At 62.0% G+C, this 23,238-nt stretch carries 15 protein-coding genes; 9 read left to right on the top strand and 6 right to left on the bottom strand.

Going from position 1 to position 23,238, the window contains the following annotated elements:
• Positions 1-121 precede the first annotated feature (121 nt).
• Entirely contained in the window at positions 122-1,495 is a 1,374-nt protein-coding gene (locus ACQY1K_RS09355; protein WP_430257165.1) for a class II 3-deoxy-7-phosphoheptulonate synthase, read from the top strand.
• A gap of 66 nt (positions 1,496-1,561) precedes the next feature.
• On the opposite strand, the gene ACQY1K_RS09350 is transcribed toward ACQY1K_RS09355, so the two are convergent.
• Positions 1,562-3,298: a pilus assembly protein TadG-related protein gene (locus ACQY1K_RS09350; RefSeq protein WP_430257164.1), complete on the bottom strand. Its 1,737-nt coding sequence runs from the start codon at positions 3,296-3,298 to the stop codon at positions 1,562-1,564.
• A gap of 1 nt (position 3,299) precedes the next feature.
• Positions 3,300-3,719, bottom strand: coding sequence for a TadE/TadG family type IV pilus assembly protein (locus ACQY1K_RS09345; protein ID WP_062456567.1), 420 nt, complete (start codon positions 3,717-3,719; stop codon positions 3,300-3,302).
• Positions 3,720-3,906: 187 nt separating this feature from the next.
• Between ACQY1K_RS09345 and ACQY1K_RS09340 the strand changes: the two genes are divergently transcribed.
• A complete protein-coding gene (locus ACQY1K_RS09340) occupies positions 3,907-4,737 on the top strand; it encodes a TolB family protein (protein ID WP_430257163.1) in 831 nt (276 codons plus the stop codon).
• Between the two features lie 81 nt (positions 4,738-4,818).
• A complete protein-coding gene (gene bluB, locus ACQY1K_RS09335; RefSeq protein WP_430257162.1) occupies positions 4,819-5,520 on the top strand; it encodes a 5,6-dimethylbenzimidazole synthase in 702 nt (233 codons plus the stop codon).
• Here the strand turns inward: bluB and ACQY1K_RS09330 are convergent, their stop codons facing one another.
• Together ACQY1K_RS09330 and ACQY1K_RS09325 are read right to left on the bottom strand one after the other, a co-directional pair.
• Positions 5,521-6,210: a hypothetical protein gene (locus tag ACQY1K_RS09330; RefSeq protein WP_092660813.1), complete on the bottom strand. Its 690-nt coding sequence runs from the start codon at positions 6,208-6,210 to the stop codon at positions 5,521-5,523.
• Between the two features lie 85 nt (positions 6,211-6,295).
• On the bottom strand, positions 6,296-8,614 hold the full coding sequence (locus ACQY1K_RS09325; RefSeq protein ID WP_430257161.1) for an NADP-dependent malic enzyme: 2,319 nt from the start codon (positions 8,612-8,614) through the stop codon (positions 6,296-6,298).
• 218 nt (positions 8,615-8,832) lie between these two features.
• On the opposite strand from ACQY1K_RS09325, the gene ACQY1K_RS09320 reads away from it, so the two are divergent.
• The gene (locus ACQY1K_RS09320; protein ID WP_062580869.1) at positions 8,833-9,648 is read left to right on the top strand and encodes a UDP-2,3-diacylglucosamine diphosphatase; all 816 of its coding nucleotides are present in this window, start codon (positions 8,833-8,835) and stop codon (positions 9,646-9,648) included.
• A gap of 24 nt (positions 9,649-9,672) precedes the next feature.
• On the opposite strand, the gene dgcA is transcribed toward ACQY1K_RS09320, so the two are convergent.
• Entirely contained in the window at positions 9,673-10,653 is a 981-nt protein-coding gene (gene dgcA, locus ACQY1K_RS09315) for an N-acetyl-D-Glu racemase DgcA (protein WP_192076959.1), read from the bottom strand.
• A 118-nt stretch (positions 10,654-10,771) separates the two neighbouring features.
• Between dgcA and ACQY1K_RS09310 the strand changes: the two genes are divergently transcribed.
• The 5 genes from ACQY1K_RS09310 (at position 10,772) to ACQY1K_RS09290 (ending at position 15,480) form a co-directional block, all read left to right on the top strand.
• Positions 10,772-11,917, top strand: a complete 1,146-nt coding sequence (locus ACQY1K_RS09310) for an ABC transporter permease (RefSeq protein WP_430257159.1) — start codon at positions 10,772-10,774, stop codon at positions 11,915-11,917.
• A complete protein-coding gene (locus ACQY1K_RS09305) occupies positions 11,917-12,774 on the top strand; it encodes an ABC transporter ATP-binding protein (RefSeq protein ID WP_062456591.1) in 858 nt (285 codons plus the stop codon). The genes ACQY1K_RS09310 and ACQY1K_RS09305 overlap by 1 nt, the downstream gene beginning before the upstream one ends.
• Before the next feature lie 8 nt (positions 12,775-12,782).
• Positions 12,783-14,153, top strand: a complete 1,371-nt coding sequence (locus ACQY1K_RS09300) for an MlaD family protein (protein WP_062456594.1) — start codon at positions 12,783-12,785, stop codon at positions 14,151-14,153.
• Between the two features lie 37 nt (positions 14,154-14,190).
• On the top strand, positions 14,191-14,784 hold the full coding sequence (locus ACQY1K_RS09295) for an ABC-type transport auxiliary lipoprotein family protein (RefSeq protein ID WP_113110840.1): 594 nt from the start codon (positions 14,191-14,193) through the stop codon (positions 14,782-14,784).
• Positions 14,785-15,150: 366 nt separating this feature from the next.
• Complete coding sequence (locus tag ACQY1K_RS09290; RefSeq protein ID WP_430257157.1) at positions 15,151-15,480, top strand: hypothetical protein; 330 nt, start codon at positions 15,151-15,153, stop codon at positions 15,478-15,480.
• Positions 15,481-15,860: 380 nt separating this feature from the next.
• On the opposite strand, the gene ACQY1K_RS09285 is transcribed toward ACQY1K_RS09290, so the two are convergent.
• On the bottom strand, positions 15,861-23,216 hold the full coding sequence (locus ACQY1K_RS09285; protein ID WP_430257156.1) for a hypothetical protein: 7,356 nt from the start codon (positions 23,214-23,216) through the stop codon (positions 15,861-15,863).
• Between the last annotated feature and the right edge of the window lie 22 nt (positions 23,217-23,238).

Here is a 23,238-nt window from a genome sequence, read left to right as displayed (position 1 = left end):
GGTGGAAGCCCGGCCTGGCGCTTATCTACCCGCTATGCAAACGAGGCCGTTCGGTCTATAAGCCCCGCAAAATTTGAAGCTTTGCCCGGCGGGGGAGCCGGGGTGGAAACAGGTGAGTATCATGGCGCAGAACTGGACCCCGAGCACGTGGCGGAACAAGCCGATCCAGCAGGTTCCGGACTATCCGAACATGGCTGCATTGGAAGCAACCGAGGCGCAGCTTTCCACATTCCCGCCGCTCGTGTTTGCGGGTGAGGCGCGCCGCTTGAAATCCCAGCTGGCCAAGGTGGCGGAAGGTGACGCGTTCCTTCTGCAGGGCGGCGACTGCGCCGAAAGCTTTGCCGAGCATGGCGCCGACAACATCCGCGACTTCTTCCGCTCGTTCCTGCAGATGGCCGTCGTGCTGACCTATGGCGCGCAGCTTCCTGTCGTGAAGGTCGGCCGGATCGCCGGTCAGTTCGCAAAGCCACGCTCGTCCAATATCGAGACGCAGGGCGATGTCGAGCTGCCGTCCTACCGCGGCGATATCATCAACGGCATCGATTTCACCGAGGCCTCGCGCATTCCGAACCCGGAGCGCCAGCTGGATGCCTATCGCCAGTCGGCGGCAACGCTGAACCTTCTGCGGGCCTTCGCGATGGGTGGCTATGCCAACCTCGAAAACGTCCACAAGTGGATGCTGGGCTTCGTGAAGGACAGTCCGCAGGGCGAGCGTTACCGCATGCTGGCCGGCCGGATCAGCGAAACGATGGAGTTCATGCGGGCGATCGGCATCACGGCCGACAATCAGCCGAGCCTGCGCGAAACAGATTTCTTCACCAGCCATGAAGCCCTGCTTCTCGGCTATGAGGAAGCTTTCACGCGCGTCGATTCGACATCCGGCGACTGGTACGCAACGTCGGGCCACATGCTGTGGATCGGCGACCGCACACGCCAGCTCGACCACGCGCATGTGGAATACTTCCGCGGCATCAAGAACCCGATCGGTCTGAAATGCGGTCCGTCGCTGCAGCCGGACAATCTGATCCAGCTGATCGACGCTCTGAACCCCGCCAACGAGCCGGGCCGGTTGACGCTGATTGCGCGCTTCGGCCACGACAAGGTTGCCGATGGCCTGCCGAAGCTGATCCGTGCCGTCGAGCGCGAAGGTCGCAAGGTCGTCTGGTCCTGCGATCCGATGCATGGCAACACGATCACGCTCAACAACTACAAGACCCGTCCTTTCGAGCGGATCCTGTCGGAAGTGGAAAGCTTCTTCCAGATCCACCGGTCGGAAGGGACCCATCCGGGCGGCATCCATATCGAGATGACCGGCAAGGATGTGACCGAATGCACCGGCGGCGCCCGTGCGGTGTCGGCCGGCGACCTGCAAGACCGCTACCACACGCACTGCGATCCGCGCCTCAACGCCGACCAGGCGCTGGAACTGGCGTTCCTCCTGGCCGAGCGTATGAAAAGCGGTCGCGACGAGAAGCGAATGGTCGTCAACGGCTGAACCCCGGTTCGACGCAACGCAAAAGGCCGGCTTGAAAACGCCGGCCTTTTGCGTTGCAAGGGCCGCCTACTGGACGAGAACGGGGTTGCGGCAGGACGCGCCACCGACCTGGACATCCGCTTCACCAACGCGCACGCCGAGAGTCAGCAGGACGTTGTAGAGGACGGTGTCGACCGGGCTCATGGCCGCACCGAGCGTGGCACCGACGGCAGCGATAATTGGCTGCGGCAGTCCAAGCCCAAGGCCGAGAAGGTCTACCCGCACAACGAGCTTGGAAAGCAGGCTCGTCGTCAGCGACTCAAGCACGTTCTTGACCGACGTCGACTTTACCCTGTTCGCGCTGATATCCGCCGGCGAGAACGTCAATCGCTCTGTCTTGAGATTGGTCGACGTGGTGTCCGCCATGGCGGAGACCTTGAGAAGAAGGGTCGAGATGATGTCGGCTCGCGTGACACGCGGATCTTTGCCGAAGTTCGTGAATGCCGTCGTATCGACGTCGCCCAATGCGATCGACGCGATGCCCGGGACGGCGTCGACATCGACGGTGGCGCTGTTGGCCGCGCCCGTACAGGTGATGCCGGCAAGCCGTCCTTCGGCATAGGCAACTTCCAGGTAGAGGGGGACGCGGACCTTGAGCCCGAGGATCGCCTGGAGGCCATCAACCACGACCTCGACCGCCACGCGTGTCTGAGCGGTGCGGACGATCGCGCCCGGCGCGCCGACTGCGAGGTAGGACGACCCGACGGGCGGCTCCCCGATCGCAACGGTCACCTTGGACGAGGCGACACCGGGAATGGATGTCCCAAGGTCGACAGAGAGCTGCTTGCCGCCGCTGGCAGCGGTTGCGGCCGCCGACAGCAGATCGAAGACGCTGGTGTTGACAGATAGTCCACTCGATTGGCCGATCAGCTTTTGAGATACGGGTCCCAGCTTCAGCGTATCCTCGAGCTTGACCACGACCTTCGTCTTGTTGAGCGTCTTTTCGAGATTGGAGAGGACCGTCGAGACCGAGGGGGTAAGTCCGGTCGTCTTACCGAGGGCTCCGACAAACTTGCCATAGTTGATGTCGGTTGTGAGAACATCCGCGTAAGTCCCTGACTGGAGACCAAGATCAAGAGCAAGCTGGTCGATCGTTTTCAAGGCATTGACCTGGGCATCGGCGAGGGCCCGATAATCCATCGCCTTCAGGGAAATCGTCGTTCCGAGCATCTGGCCAAGCAGGGCATTGAGGACACCCTCGTTGACGCTTGCCAAACGACTGCCGATCGAGAAGGACGCAAGCTTATCCGTTGCTGCTGTGCCGGATGCGGCAAGCGCCGGCGGGGTGGTGAGACTTGCCCCGAACATCAGGTTGCTCTTGCTGCGGAGCGTCAAGCGGACCGCATCGGGCGGTGTTGCGCCGGCGACAAAACGGTTCGCGGCAGGCTGCGCGGGATCGGGTACATAGCGGCCCCTGGTGATCTCGGCATAGCTGCCATAGGCTTCGAGCGCCGTCTTGGGGTTGAATGGGACAACCCCCTTGGTCGTCAGCAGGCCGCCGGCGCTGACGACGCCAATGCTTTGACCGTTCATCGCGAAAAAGTCGAAAGCGGATTTTTCTGCAGTCGAAATGTTGGCCGCTGCTGCAATCGCGGCGAGGTCGGCGCTTGCCTGCAACTGCCGCTGCTGGAGCGTCAGGCTGCCATAGTCGACGCCGAGTGCCAGCGCTCCGATGGCAAGCGGCATGGCAAGTGCAGCAGTAATGGCAATGTTGCCGGCTCGGTCACCGGCGATAGTCTGACGACGCTTCAGGCGGAAAAGCATCTCAAATGCCTCCGATCCGCATGGTCGAATAGCGCCTTATGTGCTTGTCCGGCATGGCGTAGCTGTAGAGACTGAAGATCGGCAGGGTACTTGCGTCGTATTCGATCGAAACGGTGAACTGGTTGGGGTTGCTCGGGTCGCTTTGCACCTTCGTCGTGAAGTTCTTCTTGTCGAGAAGCGCATAGTCCATCGTCGACTTGGTGAGATACTCCTGCACCAGCTTCTGGCGTTCGCTGGCATCGAGGCCGGCAACAGCCGTGCGTGCCGCATCCGCGGCAATCTGCTGCACGGCGTGGGCCGCAGCGAGGTAGACGCCATAGCCGATCAGGCTGAAGAGCATCAGAAGCAGGACCGGCGCGATGATCGCGAATTCGACGGCGGAACTGCCCGAACGGCATCGCAGCAAGGATCGGATTCTCATCACCAACTCCCATTGTATGAGTATATTCGAATATAATGTTATGCGGTTATAAAGAATCCATGAATCGCATCCGTCAGTTTTTAATGATGTGTTTTTAGATCTGCGCTGGGTAAATTCGCGTGACTTGCCACCTTGTGTTCAGGCGTCGTAACCTTGAGCTGGCAGTAAACCGCCGGGAGAGAATGCAATGCGCAGTTCGGTCGAAATCTATAATATCCGGACGCGACAGAGCCGGATTGTCTGGCAGACGAGCGCGCTTTTCGAAGCGCCGAACTGGGCGCCGGACGGACGTTTCCTCATGCTCAACAGCGACGGGCTGATCTATCGGCTGCCCGTGGCCGGCGACACGCCTCCGATCATCGTTGACACCGAGTTCGCGGTTGCCTGCAACAACGACCATGGCATCTCGCCCGACAGCACGCTGATTGCGATTTCCGATAAGGTCGAATTCGGCAAGTCCGCGATCTATGTGCTTGCCGCGACCGGGGGCAAGCCAAGGTTGGTAACACCGAAGCTTCCCTCCTACTGGCACGGCTGGTCTCCGGACGGACAGCGCTTCGCCTATTGCGGCATCCGCGACGACGTTTTCGATATCTATACGATTGCGGTCGAAGGCGGCGAGGAGATGCGGCTCACCCATGGCGAAGGCCGCAACGACGGGCCTGACTACTCCCCGGACGGGAACTGGATCTATTTCAATTCGAGCCGTACGGGCACCATGCAGATCTGGCGCGTGCCGGCTTTGGGCGGCTCGGCGGAGCGCATCACCGACAGCCCCTATGGCGACTGGTTTCCGCATCCGTCACCGAAGGGAGACAAGATCGTTTTCGTGTCCTATGACGGCGACGTGTTCGATCATCCGCGCGATCTCGATGTCCGGGTTCGGCTGATGGATATGGATGGCAGCAATGTCGAAACGCTGTTCGAACTGTTCGGCGGGCAGGGCACGATGAATTCGCCAAACTGGTCACCGGACGGTGACGAATTCGCCTATGTCAGGTATTTTCCTGTTTCGTGATGGGCTTGCGATATCTGGTATGGTCGGGCATAGCCTCGGCAGTTTTGCTTCAGCCGTCGCAAGCATTGTTGGGGATAGACGATGCCGCCAATTCCAGAACCGTCCGACGATACGCAAGCGGGCCTTGCTCCGGCCGGCGCCTTTTCCGCGGCGGAGCGGGCAGCGATCTACCGGGTGATCGAAACGCGACGCGACGTTCGCGATCAGTTCCTTGCCGATCCCTTGAGCGACGAGCTTGTCTCCCGTCTTCTGGCGGCCGCGCATGCCGCACCGTCAGTCGGTTTCATGCAGCCGTGGAATTTCATCCTCGTCCGTGACCAGGCGATGCGGCAGGCGGCGTGGGAGGCCTTTTCCAAGGCCAATGACGAGGCGGCCGAGATGTTTTCCGGCGGCGAGCGCGAGCTTTATCGCAGCCTCAAGCTTGAAGGCATTCGCAAGGCGCCGCTATCGATCTGCGTTACCTGTGATCCGGACAGGGCGGGACCGGTCGTGCTCGGTCGCACCCACAATCCGCGCATGGATGTCTACTCCACCGTCTGCGCCGTGCAGAACCTGTGGCTTGCCGCGCGCGCCGAAGGCGTCGGTGTCGGCTGGGTCAGCATTTTCCGCGATGAGGACGTGCGCAGGCTGCTGGGTATCCCAGAGCGCGTGGCGATCGTCGCCTGGCTCTGTCTCGGCCATGTGGACCAGCTCTACAGCGAGCCGGAACTGGCCGTGCGCGGCTGGCGCCAGCGCCTTGCACTGGAAGACCTGGTGTTTTCCGAGCGCTGGCAGGGTGACTGACTACTGCTGTTGCTGCGGACCATTTTCGCGGGGGTGGCGCAGATCAATACTGGCTTCAGGGAGAAAAATCGGACCCACCGTGCGGACCTTTGCGGAGGTTTCGTAATTCCGCTCCGGTACCGGCGGCGTGGGATCGATCGCAACCTTCTGGACGGTGGCAGGCTTGCGGGTCCGCAGGTCGGTGATGCTGCCGGAATAGGCCTCCTCATCCTTCGGTAGCGCGATCCCCTTTACCCGGATCCGTTCCTTTTCCTCCTCCTTCGCGACATCCTGGAAATCGGACGGAATGCAGGCATTCTGACGGATGGCAACGATGGTTGCGCCGCGCTCTTCCCCGGTGACGGACAGGTTGCGGGCTTTGTTGCGCTCGTCAACAAGCACTTCGCGGTTTTCCTCCAGGGCTTGCAGCTGCTCGAGGAGGGGTTCGCACTGGTCGGCCTTGGCCGCGCCAAAGGAAACAATGCTGCCGCCACCGCATCCGGCGCGCCGCATGTCGACGCGAAGTTTGCGGATGTCGGAGTTTGCCTGGCTGAGGTCCTGCGCATATCGGCGCATCTCAGCGGTATTGCCGATCACAACGGGTGTGCTGTGAAGCTTACGGTACAGATCCGCACAAAGCTGCGCATCCCGCGCCAGGACGGAGGCGGGGACGAAGACGAGCGGAATGAAGATCAGGCCGCGAAATCGCATCGCTTTTCCGGCAATTCGTTGAAACCCATCAAACATAGGCCGGGGCGGATGAAGATATCCTAAACCGCCCCGGGTTCTGTGAGACCTAGCCGAACAGCGACTCTGGCTGCGAGGCTTCGACGACGGCCAGAGCCGCCATATTGACGACGCCGCGGGATGTGACGGACTGGCCGAGAACATGGGCGGGTTTTGCCGTGCCAAGCAGGATCGGGCCGACATGCAGCGCGTCCATCATGGTGCGCACCAGGCCAAGCGAGATGCTGGCCGCATCGAGGTTCGGGAAGACCAGCAGATTGGCTTCACCGGACAATGTGGTGCTCGGCATGGCGCGCTTGCGCAGTTCCTCGGAAAGCGCCGAGCCACCCTGCATTTCACCGTCGACTTCCAGATCCGGCGCCCGTTCGCGAATGATGGCGAGTGCGTCGCGCATCTTCGCGGCGCTCTCGGAATTGCGCGAGCCGAAGTTGGAGTGGCAGATGAGGGCCGCCTTCGGCTTGATGCCGAAGCGGCGCACTTCCTGGGCCGAGAGAATGGTGATCTCGGCAATCTCTTCGGCGGTCGGATTGTAGTTGACGAACGTGTCGGTGAAGAAGATCGCACCGCGCTGCGAAATCAGCAGGCTGAGGCCGGCGAGCGTCTTCGTGCCTTCGCGTTTGCCGATGATCTGGTTGACGTCGCGCAGATGCCGGTCGTAGCGGCCTTCGATGCCGCAGATCAGCGCATCTGCCTCGCCGCGCTGGACCGATAGCGCGCCGATGACCGTGTTGCTGGTGCGCACGATGGTTCGTGCCGCTTCCGGGTTTACGCCCTGGCGACCGACAAGCGCGAAATAGTCGTCGACATAGCCGCGGTAACGCGGATCGTCTTCCGGGTTGACGACGGCGAAATCGACATTCGGGCGGATGCGGATGCCGAAACGCTGGAGACGCGCTTCGATGACCGAGGGACGGCCGATCAGGATGGGCCTTGCGATCTGCTCTTCGAGCAGGATCTGTGCGGCCCTCAGAACGCGTTCGTCCTCGCCTTCTGCGAAGATGACGCGGTTTCTTTCGGCAGTCTTGGCCGCCGTGAAGATCGGCTTCATCACGAAGCCGGAGCGCCAGACGAATCGGCTAAGCTGGTCGAGATAGGCTTCAAAATCCTGGATCGGACGAGCGGCGACGCCGCTTTCGGCCGCAGCCCTTGCGACGGCCGGCGCGATGCGCAGGATGAGGCGCGGATCAAACGGCGACGGGATCAGGTAGTCGGGGCCGAAGATCGGCGTTTCACCGGAATAGGCTTTCGCGGCGACGTCGGAGACTTCCTCGCGGGCAAGTGCTGCGATCGCCTTGACCGCCGCCATCTTCATTTCTTCGTTGATCGTGCGGGCGCCGCAATCGAGTGCACCACGGAAAATGTAGGGGAAGCACAGGACGTTGTTGACCTGGTTGGCAAAATCCGAGCGGCCGGTGCAGATCATCGCGTCGGGACGTTCGGCGCGGGCGAGTTCCGGCATGATTTCCGGCGTCGGGTTGGCGAGCGCCATGATCAGCGGCTTTTCGGCCATCTGCACCAGAAGTTCGGGCTTCAACACGCCTGCGGCCGACAGGCCGAGGAAGACGTCTGCGCCGGCGATATTGTCGGCCAGAACGCGGTTGTCGCTCTTCTGGGCGTAGATCGCCTTCCACTCGTCCATCAGCTCGACGCGGCCCTCATAGACCAGCCCTTCGATATCGTGGACCCAGATGTTTTCCTTCTTCGCACCAAGCGACACGAGAAGATGCAGGCAGGCAAGCGCCGCCGCACCGGCGCCCGACGTGACGATCTTGACGTTATCGATCATCTTGCCGGCAAGCTCCAGGCCGTTGAGGATCGCGGCGGCGACAATGATCGCCGTTCCGTGCTGATCGTCATGGAAGACCGGGATGTTCATCTTTTCGCGAAGACGACGCTCGACTTCGAAACATTCCGGAGACTTGATGTCTTCGAGGTTGATGCCGCCGAAGGTCGGCTCGAGTGCCGAGATCGTCGAGACCATGGCTTCGATGCCCGGCGCGTCGATTTCGATGTCGAACACATCGATGCCGGCGAATTTCTTGAAGAGGACGGCCTTGCCTTCCATTACCGGCTTGGAGGCAAGCGGGCCGATATTGCCGAGACCGAGCACGGCAGTGCCGTTGGAGACCACGGCGACCAGATTGGCACGCGCGGTAAATTCCGCGGCCATTTCCGGATTGTCGCGGATCGCAAGGCAAGGAGCGGCCACACCCGGCGAATAGGCAAGTGCCAGGTCGCGCTGGTTGCCGAGCGGCTTGGTGGCCTGGATTTCCAGTTTGCCGGGGCGGGGATAGCGGTGGAAGAAGAGAGCCTGTTCGTCGAGATCTCCGGTTACCGGCGATGGTTTCGGATTGTCGTGCCCATCCATGCTCTTATGGCTCCTCGTATCGATTTCCGTCCTGACATGCGAGTCCCCTCCTTACATCAATCGATCCATCGAGAAACTACAATATTTGCGATGCTGTCGGATTTTGCCGCCGGTTTCGGGTGGTCGCCGACTGCGGCGATCGCGCCCCTGTCATCATCCTGAAACACGAGTCTGATTTTCGAAGGGTAGGACAAGGTAGGTAACGAAGGGACGTTTCCGTGGCCGATGCAATCGAGACAAGGCATTTCAGAACCCTGTTCATTTCGGACGTGCATCTCGGCTCCAAAGCCGCCCGCACGGACTTTCTCCTCGATTTCCTGCGCTACCACGAGGCGGAAACGATCGTGCTGGTCGGCGATATCGTCGACGGCTGGCGGTTGAAGCGCAGCTGGAACTGGCCGCAGGGCTGTAACGACGTGGTTCAGAAGCTTCTGCGCAAGGCACGAAAGGGCACGCGGATCGTCTACATTCCGGGAAACCACGACGAATTCCTGCGGGATTTCCCCGGCATGCATTTCGGCGGTATCGAGGTCGCAGACCGGATGATCTACGAGATGGCAGACGGGCGGAAATACCTGGTGCTGCACGGTGACGAGTTCGACGTCGTGGTGCGCAATGCGCGTCTGCTCGCCTATCTCGGTGACTGGGCCTATGATGCGGCAATCGCCATCAATGTCGGTCTTGCAGCGGTGCGCCGCCGCATCGGCCTGCCATACTGGTCATTCTCCGCCTGGGCGAAGCTGCAGGTGAAGCACGCCGTGAATTTCATCGGCGAGTTCCAGAAGGTTGTCGTCGACGAGGCTCGTCGCAACAATGTCGATGGCATCATCTGCGGCCATATCCATCATGCGGTCATGGAAGACATCGACGGGATCCACTACGTCAACACGGGCGACTGGGTCGAAAGCTGCACGGCGATTGCCGAGCATCGTGACGGGACGCTGGAGCTGATCTCCTGGCAGAAGATCGCGAAGACCGCGGAAATCACGACGCTGCCGGCACCGGAGACGATCAGGGGCATGCAGGCCGCGTAACGGCCTGTCGGTGCAAGGGACTCATCATCCCCAGAGGTTCGTCCGGGGCGGATAGACCAGCGATCCGTCGTATCGCAGCCCGTCCGGGCGGTCTTGCGCCAAGAGTAGCGGACCGTCGAGATCGGCGTAGTCGGCATCCTGCGCCAGAAGAACTGCGGGGGCCATGGCGAGCGACGTTCCGACCATGCAGCCGATCATGACGGCAAAGCCCAGTCGCTGCGCCTCCTCCTTCATGATCAGCGCCTCCGTCAACCCACCGGTCTTGTCGAGCTTGATGTTGACGGCGTCGTAGCGGTTTCTCAAACTTGCAAGATCGCCGGTTGCGTGCACGCTTTCGTCAGCGCAGATCATCACCTTGCGGCGGATGGTGGCAAGGATTGCATCCTTGCCGGCTGGCAGCGGTTGCTCGATCAACGAGATACCGAGGGCGTCTGCGACATCCAGATGTCGGGCCAGATTGTCCTCCGTCCAACCTTCGTTGGCATCGACGATCAGACGCGAATCGGGCGCTGCCTGCCTCACCGCCCGCATTCGGCTTTCGTCATCGTCTGTGCCGAGCTTGACCTTGAGGAGAGGGCGAGCCGCATTCCTGCGCGCATCCTCTGCCATTGCCTCCGGCTCGCCAAGCGACAGCGTGAAGGCTGTGATGAGCGGCTTTTCGGCAGCATCAATCATCGATGCCACCGATCGGCCAAGGCTTTTGGCTTCCAGATCCCACAGGGCGCAGTCCACCGCGTTGCGGGCGGCTCCCGGTCGCAGGCGCGTCTGCAGTGTGTGGCGATCCATGCCATCGTGCATCATCGAAGCAAGGGAGTTGATCTCGTCGAGGACGCCTTCGGTTGTTTCACCGTAGCGTTTGTAGGGAACGCATTCGCCCCGGCCGGTCAGTCCGTCGCGGGTGATCGCACAGGTCACCACCTCGGCTTCTGTCTTGGAACCGCGAGAAATCGTAAACACCCCCGCGATCGGGAATTTCTCGATTGTTGCTTCGAAGTGACGCGTCATGGTTTTCCACCTGGGCGTTGTGGCAAATCCGTTCAGGGTCGCTATATTGCCGCTCTCAGTGCTGCGATCAACAGCAGATCGCAGCTGCGTGCTGCTTAACCTAAGCCGAAAGAAACCTGTGCCGTCACAACCTGCCGAAATCAAAGCCGAAGACCTGCCCGGCGGCGATGGCGAGCGCTACATTCTGGCCGGAGAATGGCGCAATCATTCGATTTCGCCGGTCCTCAAGGCGTTTGGCGATCTTGAAAAGAGCAGCGGGTCTGGATCCCTCGAGATCGACGTCTCGGGGATCGACGGAATCGATACATCCGGCGCCTGGCTGATTCGCCGTCTTCTGTCGGCAAAAGCCGAGCAGGGTCGCGACGCGAAGTTGGTCGGGGCGGAAGGGACGATCGAGGAACTGGTTGGCGCCCTGCCGGAAAAGACCCCGGCACCGCCGCCCAACGATCAGGACAAGCGGTCGCTGTTTGATCGCGTGTTCAGCCCGGTCGGCAAGACGATGACGGAATTTGCCGGTGACTTCGTCGCCGCCATGCACATTCTCGGCTCGGCGGTCCGTGGCGCACAGCTGAAATTCGGCCGCGGATCCGGCGTTTCTCCGGCATCCGTCGTGACGCATATCGACCGGATGGGCGTGCGTGCGGTGCCGATCATCCTCCTGATGTCGTTTCTGATCGGCGCCATCATTGCGCAGCAGGGCGCTTTCCAGCTCCGGTATTTCGGGGCAGAGATCTTCGTCGTCGACTTGGTCGGCATTCTGCAGCTTCGCGAAATCGGCGTTCTGATCACGGCGATCATGATCGCCGGCCGTTCGGGAAGCGCGATCACCGCCGAAATCGGCTCCATGAAGATGCGCGAGGAAATCGACGCGCTGACCGTCATCGGCCTCAATCCCGTCGGTGTGCTCGTGTTCCCGCGCCTTGTCGCCCTGACGATCGCACTGCCGCTCCTGACCATCGTGGCGAACCTGTCGGCCCTCTACGGCGCTGCGGTGATCACGCTGGTCTACTCCGGCATTACTTTCGATACGTTCCTGTCGCGCCTCAAGGAGGCGGTCGACTTCTCGTCGGTGGCATCAGGCATGATCAAGGCGCCGTTCATGGCGCTGGCAATCGGCATCGTGGCGGCCGTCGAGGGAATGAAAGTCGGCGGCAGCGCAGAATTGCTCGGCCAGCACGTCACCTCGTCGGTGGTGAAATCGATCTTCGCGGTGATCCTTATCGACGCGATGTTTGCGATTTTCTATTCCGCGATCGATTTTTGATGGGGACCGGCGTGGAAGACGTTCAAACCTTTGACAATACCAAACCTGCGGAGACGAAGAGCGACGAGCGCAAGGTCGTGCTGTCGGTCAAGGATCTGACGGTCGGCTTCGGCTCGAAGCTCGTGCTGGACAATCTGAACCTCGATATCTACCGGGGCGAGATCCTCGGCTTCGTCGGAGCGTCGGGCACCGGTAAGTCGGTGCTGATGCGCACGGTTCTCAGATTGCTGCCGCAGCGCTCAGGTACGATCGAGATCCTCGGAGTTGATTATGCCACCGCCGACGAACAGCAGCGCGTGGCGCTCGATACGCGGCTCGGCGTGCTGTTCCAGCACGGTGCCCTGTTTTCGGCGCTGACGGTGAAAGAAAACATCCAGCTGCCGATGCGCGAGTATCTCGATCTGCCGCAGTCGCTGATGGACGAACTCGCCTATGTGAAGCTCGAGATGGTGGGCCTGCCGCCCGACGCGGCCGATAAGTATCCGTCGGAACTATCCGGCGGCATGATCAAGCGCGCAGCCCTTGCGCGGGCTCTGGCGCTCGACCCCGATCTGGTTTTCCTCGACGAGCCCACATCGGGCCTCGATCCCATCGGCGCTGCCGATTTCGATGCCTTGATTGCAAGGCTGCGCGATACGCTTGGCCTCACCGTCTACATGGTGACCCACGACCTCGACAGCCTGTTTTCCGTTTGTGATCGCATTGCCGTGCTTGGGCAGAAACGGGTCTTGGTGGAAGGCACGCTTGAGGATATGTTCGCCTTCGACGATCCGTGGGTTCAGTCCTATTTCAAGGGCAAGCGCGCGCGTTCCGTCGTGACCGATGAGACCAGGCCCGACGGCGAATCTGAGAAGTGATGTAACCTATGGAAACTAAAGCAAATTACGCCCTCGTTGGCTTTTTTACCTTGCTGGTAATGGCTGCCGCTTTCGGGTTCGTCTACTGGATGGCTTCGTCCGGCCGGGGAGGCCCCACGGCTGAGCTGGCGATTCGCATTCCAGGCTCCGCAAACGGTCTTTCCGTTGGTTCGGCGGTGCGCTTCAACGGCATCCCAGTCGGCTCCGTGCGCAGCCTCAGCATCGACCCGGATGATCCGCGCTACTCGATCGCGTTCACCGAAGTGCGCGCCGACGCACCTGTCTACCAGTCGACCAAGGCCGTTCTGGAAGTTCAGGGCCTGACGGGCGCTGCCTATGTGGAAATGTCGGGTGGTGCCAAGGGTGAAGAAAACATCCTGCAGAAGGCGATCGAGAGTGGCCGTCCAGCGGTGCTGATCGCCGACCAGTCGAGCGTGACCAACCTTCTTGCGACGGCCGACAAGATCCTCGACCGGGCAGACCAGGCAATTGGCGACATCCAGGGATTTGTCGGAGACGCACGCGGTCCGCTGACGCAGACTATCCGCAACGTCGAGACGTTTACGGCTGCGCTCAGCAACAATTCGGACAGCATCGACAAATTCCTGAACAGCCTCTCGACGCTGTCGGCGACGGTCGATCGCGTCTCCGGCACGTTGAACTCGACGCTCGAAGCAGCTGACCAGCTGGTACGGGCGATCGATGCCGAACGGGTCAACCAGGTTGTAACGAACGCCGAACGGGTGACTCGCAACATTGCCAATGCCTCGGACAACTTCGGCCCTCTGGTGCAGAACGTGACCCAGGCGGCTGCGAGCTTCCAGCAGGCAGGCGTCGATGCGCAGAGCGCCCTGAAACGCGCCGATACGCTGATGGCGGCCGTCGACGTCAATCAGGTCGGCGCTACGATCCGCAACATCTCGTCGGCATCCGAAGACGCACGCCAGACGCTCAGCTCGGCGCGCGACGTGATCGACGACGTGTCGCGCCGCCGCGACGACATCAACGGTGCGATCTCCAACTTCACGGACATGTCGACCAAGCTGAACAACGCATCGAACCGCGTCGACGGCATTCTGGCCAAGGTGGACGGGCTGGTTTCCAGCGACGACTCGCAGGGTCTGTTTGCCGAGGCGCGCAAGACGCTCGAATCCTTCCGCACCGTCGCCGACAATATCAATTCGCGCGTTGGACCGATTGCCGACAACCTGTCGCGCTTTTCGTCCGGTGGCTTGAGAGACATCCAAACGCTGATCAACGACACGCGCGGAACCGTGCAGTCGCTCAATCAGGCAATCAGCAATTTTGACCAGAACCCCCAGCGCCTGATCTTCGGCGGCGAAACGGTGAAAGAGTACGATGGCAGGACACGGCGCTAACATGCGGGGAGTTCAGGGTTTCATGCAAGGATCTGCGATGCTTCGCGTCATGCGCCATCCGATCATCATCGCAGCCCCTTTGATGGCAGCACTTCTGGCCGGTTGTGGCAGCAAGGCGAACAACGACACGTTCGACCTGTCGATCACGCCGATGGCAAGTGGAGCAACCGCGAAGAGCCGGCAGATCCTGGTGCCTGAACCGACTGCGGTCAAGATGCTCAACAGCGACCAGGTCGTTGTGCGTATTTCGCCCTCCGAGGTTCAGTATCTGGCCAATTCCCGCTGGGGTGACAGGCTTCCGGCACTGGTCCAGTCGAAGCTGGTCGAAGCGTTCGAAAACTCAGGACGGGTTGGCGGCGTCGGCAAGCCGGGGCAGGGTCTGGCGATCGACTATCAGGTCGTAACCGATATCCGCAGCTTCGAGGTGGTGACTGAGGGCAACAGGCTTGCCACGGTGGAGATCTCGGCAAAGCTCTTGAACGACCGCAACGGCAGCGTTCGTGCCCAGACCGTCTTCAAGGCAACGGTGCCGGTCGCCGGAACCGAGAACCGCCGCTTCATCGAAGCGCTGGACAAGGCATTTGCACAGGTCGGCGCGAATATTGTCGACTGGGCTCTCAAGGCCATGTGATCCTTTTCGCGCGGGGACGACCCGCGCGATATCGGCCTGGCGGAGACTTCTCTGCCGAACAATTCGCGGCAGAGAAGCACTTTCCTGCAGTACGTAATCTTACCCGAGCGAACGCTCTCCAAGGGCGCTGGCGGTGAAGCTTGGCGATGGTCCCAAGCATCGCGTTAGGATGCCCACCCGGCTCCCGGACCCGCTCTGCCAGCTGAGCGATACGATACTGGTTCCAGCACTGCGATCCTCACGAGATCTGACATGCGTCTGTGACAGCTGGCTTTGCAATCCGAACTAATAGCCTGGCCGTTATGGAGTTGACCTGCGCTATAAACAGCGCTCCGATCTCGGTTGCTTCTCCTGAGAGCCAAGCGAATGACTAAGCCTCCGATCCCCGTCTATTTTTTCAGGCAATCCGGTTTTGCTCCCTCCGGTGACACCGTGGTCAGCGTTGCACCGTTGCAAAGTGTCGTGGCGGTTTATGGCGCAGGCGGCGTGGTGGGCGAAGGTGGTCTGGCTTCTGCCATTGGCGGCGGCGTGGTGTTTCGCAACGATGCCTCGGACGCGTGCTATATCGGCGTCTGGGGCGCCCGGAACGCGTCACGCTTTAGCAGCGACCTTCGCGCACGGATGGAGATCCGGCTGCTCAGGCACGCGCCCGATGCGCGGCTAGTTTCTGGGGCGCGGCAAAAGAGCGGCCGTTGAGGAACTGAGTAGAAAGAGGGCCAGACTCAGGTTCGCTCCGATGTAGTGCAGCCCATCGAAAGCCGGCTTGATGGGCGACTGAGCGTTCTGTGAAGAGTACTGGCGAAAAACTCCGCAGGTCGCTTTGGAAACTGAGCCTGTCACCAAACTCCTCTCATCCTCGCCCTTGTGGCGGGGATCCAGTCCGTACGTGTCCATGAAGTGAAGGAGTCTGTGACCCGACAGACCTCGTGCCGCTGGAATTTCGGCACAAGGGCTGGGATGAGGGAGGTCGGGGTATCCCTCTCGCCAACAGCTTCTTCAGGGTTTATCCGCCAACGAAAAAGCCGCCCCGAAAGGCGGCTTTTCTTGTTTTTGGCATTCCCTGCGGAATGGATCGATCAGCTGAAACGTCCGGCCGCGTGGGCGAGCATGGTGTAGACCTTGCCCGTATCCGAGGTCAGGTAGCTCTGGGTGACCGTCTTGTCGCGATCTGTGCGGGCGACATCGGCGAGCAGCTTTTCGAAATCGGCGATGTAGCGATCGACGGCGGTGCGGAATTCCGGCTCGCGTTCGTATTTCCGCTTGATGTCGTCGAACGTCTGCTGACCCTTCAGCGTGTAGAGGCGGCGTGTGAACACGTCGCGCTCGCCGCGCTGGTAACGGCGCCAGAGGTCGACCGAGGCGTCGTGATCGATCGCGCGGGCGATGTCGACCGACAGAGAGTTGAGCGATTCCACCATGTGACGCGGGTTGCGGTTGTCGCCGTTGGTGCGAACAGGCTGGGCCGGTTCGGCTGCTGCCGGGCGTGCAGGCTGCTGCGGCTGGCGAGCAACTGTGCCTGATGTATCGTCACGCGATGCACCGCGAAGGAGATCGCTGATCCAGCCGCCTTCACCTGGACGCTGCGTTGCGTCAGGCGCGCGGGAGACCGGGGCCTGAGGCTGTGCGAGAATCTGCGTTACCGGTGGCGTCTGTGAAGGCGCCTGGGCAACCGGCTTGCTGACGCCCTGTGCGATGCTCGGCGTCGGACGATCGAGTGGCAGACTGTCACGAAGGACAGACGAGCCAAACGGTGCGCTTGTCGCCGCGGCTGGTGCCGTCGGGGCTGCAGGGCGCGGGGCCGCCGGCTGCGGAGCCGGCTGGGCGACCGGAGCAGGGCGCGACACTGCAACCGGCTCGGACACGTCGAGGCTCTGGGCGGACCGGCCGACTAGCTGCGAGATGTCCTGCAGGGCCTTGATCTGTTCAGCCACGGCACGGCGCATGGCGGCTGCGCTTTCCTTGGCTTCTTCGGGCAGATCGAACGCACCGCGCTTCAGTTCGGTGCGAGTCGCATCGAGTTCCTGGCGAATGTCCTGGGCCGAGCGGCGGATCTCGTCGGTTGCGCCGGTAAAGCGGCCGATCGCCTCTTCAACGGAAACCCGCAGCGTATCGCGCAACTGCTGGGCTGCGCCATCGGTGCGGTTTGCGGCGTCGGCCAGCAGGCGCTCGATGTCGCCCATCGAACCGGTGATGCTGCCGCGCAGGCGCTCGGATAGATCGCGGGCGCGTGTCTCGGCATCCGACAGTGTCGTCTCGATGGCGCGGCTTGCCTCGTTGCCAGCCTCGCTCAGCGTCTCGCGCATAGCCTGGGCCGTGAGGTTGGCACGCTGCTGGGTTTCGCCCAGGCCGCGACCGATATCTGCGAAGGAAGCGTGCAGGCTTTCGCGCAGCGATGCGCCGATCTGCGAGGTGCGATCTTCGGCGCGGGTAAAGGCGCCATCGACGAGCGAGGTCAGACCATTGAGCGTGCCTTCGATTTCCTCCGAACGCTTGACGAGACCGGCAGAGAGGGTGCGGAGCGCCGTCTGGCGTTCGTCGAGCGTGCTGGCAAGGTTCGACTGGGCAGCGCCGAGCAGCTCGGATGCCTGAGCGAGAACCTTGGAGTGATCGTCGAAGCGACCGACAATGCCGCCGACCTGGCTGAGCGTCTGGCCGGAAATGCTGACCAGGCGATCGATGTTGTTTTCGAGCAGGCGGCTCGAACCGTGCACGAGGTCGGCCGCGCTGTTGGCCGACTCGGCAAAGCGGTTGGCGGTCGCATCGAGTTTCTGATCGGCGTCGGACAGCTGTTCGCTGACGCGGTCCGCTGCCTGGCCGAGATTGCGAGCGGCCTGTTCGACCAGCGATGCGATGCCCGAATTGCTTTCGGCAAGACGCTCGATCAGGCTGTTGACGTTTGCCGACAGGCTCTGCTCGACGGCGCGCATGGCACCGGTGGCATTCTCTGTCCGCTGGCTGATGGCGGCGAGCGTTTCGTTGGTGCGGGCGGAAATCGCCTCCACCAGTGCGTCGTTCTCGTTGCGGATGCGGTCGGTCGTATCGCGGGCGGCCGTGGAAAGGCGCTCGGCGCTTTCCTGTGCGGCCTGGCTGATGCGCTCGGCGGCGGACCGGCCGGTCTCGGCATATTCCTCGACCAGCGGCCGTGCCTTTTCGTCGATCAGCTTGGAGAGTTCGGCCGAACGGCTTGAGAGCATCGAGTTCAGGTCGCGGGTGCGGCTGTCGAGCGACGAGCGGATCGATTCGCCACGGGCAGCGAGCGCCTTGTCGACGGCCGTGAGAGCGCTGTCGAGTTCGCCTGCGGTTTCGGCAAGCGTGTCGCGCAGAGACGTACCGCGGGCATCGAGCGCCTTTTCGGCATCGCCAAGCGCTTCCGAAATCGCGTTGACCTGTTTCTTCACCAGGCTGTCTGCTTCGGCGACCTTGTGGACGATCGCGTTGCCGGCTTCCGAGAAGGCCTGCGCCACGGTTGCCGCCTGACCGGCAAGCCGGTTCTGGGTTTCCGAAATGCGGTCGACGATATCGTTGGAGCGCTGTTCGATCGAGCGGGCAAACTCATCGTTGCGGGTACTGAGTTCTTCCGTGAAGTCTGCGCCGGCGCGGGCAAGAAGCTCTGCCGAACGGCTGGCTTCGCTATCCATGCCCTGCGCTGCGGCGCTGACGGCGTCGCGCAGGCTGGAGGCGAGGCCGACAGCCTTGCCTTCGATGGTGCGCGACACGGCGTCGAGGCCGACGGTGAGCGCCCGGTCCATGGTGCCGAGGCGTTCTTCGATGCGGGCGGTGCGTGTATCCAGCGTTTCGGCGATCCGATCCGACGTTTCGGATCCGATGCGCTCAAATTCCTGCGTGCGGGATGCGAGCGCCTGATTTATGCGGTCTGCAGTTTCTCCCGACAAGCGCTCCAGTTCGGCCGTGCGATCACTCATCACGGTAGAAACGCGATCGGTCGCAAGGCTGGTAACGCGCTCCAGTTCCGCGGTGCGGGCGCCGAGTGCATCGGCGATACTGTTGCCGGCCGTGTCGACCAGGCTGGTCGCATTGCCCAGTTCCGAGCGGATGCGTTCTTCCAGACCACCGAAAGTCGTCTCTATCCGGGTGCCGGCGCCATCGAGGGCGGTAGAAACGCCGCCGACAGTTTCTTCGACGCGGCTCGAGAATCCCTCTGCGGAGGCTGTGATTTCGCGGGCGGCTTCGTTGAGCTGGCCTGCAATCGCGCCGACGTTTTCGCGAAGACGCGTTTCCAGGTTTTCACCGGCGCCGTCGATCGTGGCGCGCAGCGATTCCTGCTGGGCTTCGAGGGACATTTCCAGCATGCCGGCGCTGGTTGCGATGGTGGCGCCGATCGATGTTGCCTGATCCAGCATCAAGTCGGCCAGATGGTTTTGCGCATTGGTGAGCGTGCTGGCAATCAGGCCGCCGCGATCGTCGAGTGTCGAGCGAATGCGCTCGTAGCCGCCATCGAGCGTAGACGAGAGCTGGCGGTTTGCGGTGTCGAGCGTCTCGGCCATCTGACCGTGTGCCGTCGTGACCTTTTCGGATATGTCGCGGCTTGCGGTATCGACGACGCCTGAGATCTGTACGGCAGCGGTGCCGACCGTGTCGCTGATGGTGCGGGTTGCTCCATCCAAGGTCGAAGCGATGTTGCGCGTTGCGTCGCCGACGGACTGGGAAATGTTCTGGGCGCCCGAACCGACCGTCGAGGAAATCTCGTAGTTCGCGGCGCCGAGCGTCTGCGCGATGTCCTGTCCGGCTGTGGCAAGCGTATCGGCGAGCTGCTGGTGACCGAGGCCGATCGTTGCAGCAATCCGCTGCTGGGTGGCGTCGAAGGTTTCGTCCATCCGCTGCAGGCCATCTGCCATGCCGGTTTCGAAGCGGCTGGTGCCATCGGTGAGGGCGGATTCAATACGTGTGGCTGCGCCACCGACCGAGTTTTCGAGACGAGCGCTGCCACCGTCGAGGATGCGGGACAGTTCCGCAGCCTGGGTTTCGAGCGTGATGTCGAGGCCGAGCTGGCCGTCCTGGTAGGCACTGCGGATTGCATCCGTGCGATCTGCAAACGCGCTTTCGATGCGTTCCGCTGCACCGCCGACGGATGTCTCAAGCTGCGCGCTGCCGGACTGGATGATGCGCGACAGTTCCGAGGCGTGGGTCTCGAGCGCGATGTCGAGGCCGAGCTGGCCTTCCTGATAGGCGCTGCGGATCGCATCGGTACGATCGGCAAAGGCGCTTTCGATGCGCTGGGCTGCACCGCCGACGGACGTCTCAAGCTTCTCGCTACCGCCCTGGATGATGCGGGTGAGTTCCGAAGCGTGCGTTTCGAGTGTGATGTCGAGGCCGAGCTGGCCTTCCTGATAGGCGGTGCGGATCGCATCGGTACGATCGGCAAAGGCGCTTTCGATACGCTGGGCTGCGCCGCCGACGGATGTCTCAAGCTTCTCGCTGCCGCCTTCGATGATGCGGGTAAGTTCCGAAGCGTGCGTTTCGAGTGTGATGTCGAGGCCGAGCTGACCTTCCTGATAGGCAGTGCGGATTGCGTCGGTACGATCTGCGAACGCCGTTTCGATACGCTGGGCTGCGCCGCCGACGGATGTCTCAAGCTTCTCGCTGCCGCCTTCGATGATGCGGGTGAGTTCCGAGGCATGCGTTTCGAGCGAGATGTCGAGACCTAGCTGACCTTCCTGATAGGCGTTGCGGATCGCTTCGGTACGATCGGCGAAGGCGCTCTCGATGCGCTGGGCTGCGCCGCCGACGGATGTCTCAAGCTTCTCGCTGCCGCCTTCGATGATGCGGGTGAGTTCCGAGGCATGCGTTTCGAGTGTAATGTCGAGACCGAGCTGACCTTCCTGATAGGCGTTGCGGATCGCGTCGGTGCGATCGGCAAAGGCAGCTTCAATGCGGCCGGCAACCCCTTCTACGGAATTCTCGAGGCGTTCGCTGCCGCCGTCGAGAATGCGCGCCAGTTCCGAGGTCTGGGTCGCAAGCGTGATGTCGAGACCAATCTGGCCGTCCTGATAGACGCTGCGGATTGCTTCGGTGCGTTCGGCCAACGTGGCTTCGATCCGTTCGGCTGCACCCCCGACAGACTTATCGAGCCTTTCGCTGCCGCTGTCGATGATGCGGGAAAGCTCGGAGACGTGGCTTTCGAGCGAGAGATCGAGACCGAGCTGGCCGTCCGTATAGGCCGTGCGGATTGCCTCGGCGCGAGCGGCGAACGTGTGTTCGATACGGCTGTCTGCGTCCGATACGGCGCCGATCAGAGCTGCCGTCTTTTCTTCGAGTGCGCCTGTGAGGCGATCTTCGTGCAGGGCAAGCGAAGTCGCGATATCCATCGACCGGTCATCGAAGATCTCAGCCAGGCGGTCGCGGTTGGCGGCAAGCGTCGTGTCGAGGCTCGTCACCTTGCGCTCCAGTTCGCTGCCGAGCCGGATCTCGCTGTCGGACAGCGCCTTCGACAGGACTTCAGTCTTGTCGTCGAACATCGAGGACAGGCGCTCGGGTGTTCCCGACATCAGCTCGCTGATTGCCGAGGTGCGGCTGTCGAGGACTTCTGCAAGACGATCGTGGCTGCCGGTGACTGCATCGATGATGGCATCCGCACGCGAACCGACGGCGTCCTCGAAACGGGCCTGGCTATCGGAGAGTGCGGCGGCAAGTGCCGTGCCGCGTTCAGCCATGACGGCGTCGACCTTGTTGTGGGCGTCGCCGAAGCTGTGGCTGATTTCGTTGCTGCGAGCAGCAAGCGCATCGGAAAATTCGCGGGCGCGGTTTTCGAGCATGGAGTCCAGCACTTCCTGGCCGGTTCCAAGCGTCGTTGCGAGCGCCAGCGACTGGTCGGTCAGTGCATTTCCGATCCGGTCGATGCTGGACGACAGGATGCCTTCGATCGCATCCGAACCGCCTGCGACGGTTTCGTTGATGCGGGCGAGGCTGTCCATCAGCTTGCTATCAAGCGTGCCGGCGCGCTGGTCGAATGCCGTGGTAAAATGCGACAGGCCGTCGTCGAAGGTTGCCGAAAGCTGGCCAACGGTTGCCTGGAGACGGTCTTCGAACAGGCCGGAGCGGAGGTCGAGATCCATGATTGCGTCGTCGGACGCGGTCTGGAGGCTCTGGCGGAATGTGGCGCTCTTCTGGTCGAGCGAGCGGTTGAGCGCGGCGATTGCCGTGTCCAGCGTGCCGCCGAGCGTCTTCTCGCTGTCGTTCAGGCCCTCGGTGATTTCGCGGGTGCGGGCGAGCAGCGTCTCGTTGAGCTGACGGGTACGGTCGGCGAGGGCGGCGTTCAGCTTTTCGGTGTTGGCATCGATGGTCGACGCACGGGTTTCGAACTGGCCGAGCAATTCCTGACCGCGTTCGGACATGGTCGATGTGAGCGTGTCGAGGCGGATATCGAACTCGGTGGCCAGAGCGATACCGGACGATGTCAGGCTCGAGACGAGGTTTTCGGCACGGGCGGCCATCAGGGAGCTGAGCGCTTCACCGGCAGCGTCGGATTTTGCGATCAGAGACGCGGCGCGGGTGTCGATCATCGAGGCAAAGGCCTCGCCTGACGTGGCGAGGCGAACGGAGATCTCCTCTGTCGACAGCGACAGGTCTTCCTTCAGCTGCTCGTGCACGCCGACGATCGACGAGCGGATACGTTCCGCATGGTTGACGATCGCGTCGCGCTCGGCGCCGAGTTCATGCACCAGGCCGCGAACGCGCAGCTCGTTGTCTGTATAGCTGCGTTCCAGCGCGTTGACTTCGGAATGAACCAGCGTTTCCAGCTCGGAGGCACGCGCAATGGTGCGCTCGATGCCTTCGTTCATCGCAGACACTTCGCGGCGGACAGCCTGGCCGACCGACATGATGCGCTCGGAGGCAATGGTTTCCGGTTCGGAGAGACGCAGGGCCACTTCCGCCATCGAGCGGGCCGCATTGCGCAGATCAGCAGCTCTCGCCATCATGATCGCGAAGGCGAAGAACAGCATGATCGGCAGCAGGATGCCGACGACGAGGGCGACGATCCCAGGTGCAGCGAGGACGCCGGCGACCGAGGTGAATTCCCACAGCTGGCTGCCGTAGATCAGCTGGCCGAGACCGATACCCGCAACAACCCAGAAGAACGAGATAATGGCGGCGTTGCGGACGGCGCTCTTGATCGAGCCGCCTTCGAGCGAACGAAGAATCGCATTCGGGGTGCGGCGACCGGCATCATTGGCCGGCTCGAAAGCGGGCTGTCGGGCTGTCGTTTCGGGACCGGCCTGACGAGGCGGAGCGGATTGCGGATTTTGTGAGGACGATGGGGAGCGCTGCCTTGGCGTATCCGACACTCTGGTCTCCGAAGCGGTCTGAGTTGGTCGGGCGCGAGGCTGCTCGCCGTTGAAGTCGATCTTCAGCGCTTCTTCCAGTGCCTGGAAAGCCGTCTCATCGACCGACTCGCTGCTCGTTTTCTTCGCCATGCGGTTACGCCTCGTTACACTC

This window comes from Neorhizobium sp. IRS_2294 (genome assembly GCF_050500145.1).
Lineage (GTDB): Bacteria > Pseudomonadota > Alphaproteobacteria > Rhizobiales > Rhizobiaceae > Neorhizobium > Neorhizobium soli.
This window is presented reverse-complemented; position numbering and strand designations above follow the sequence as displayed.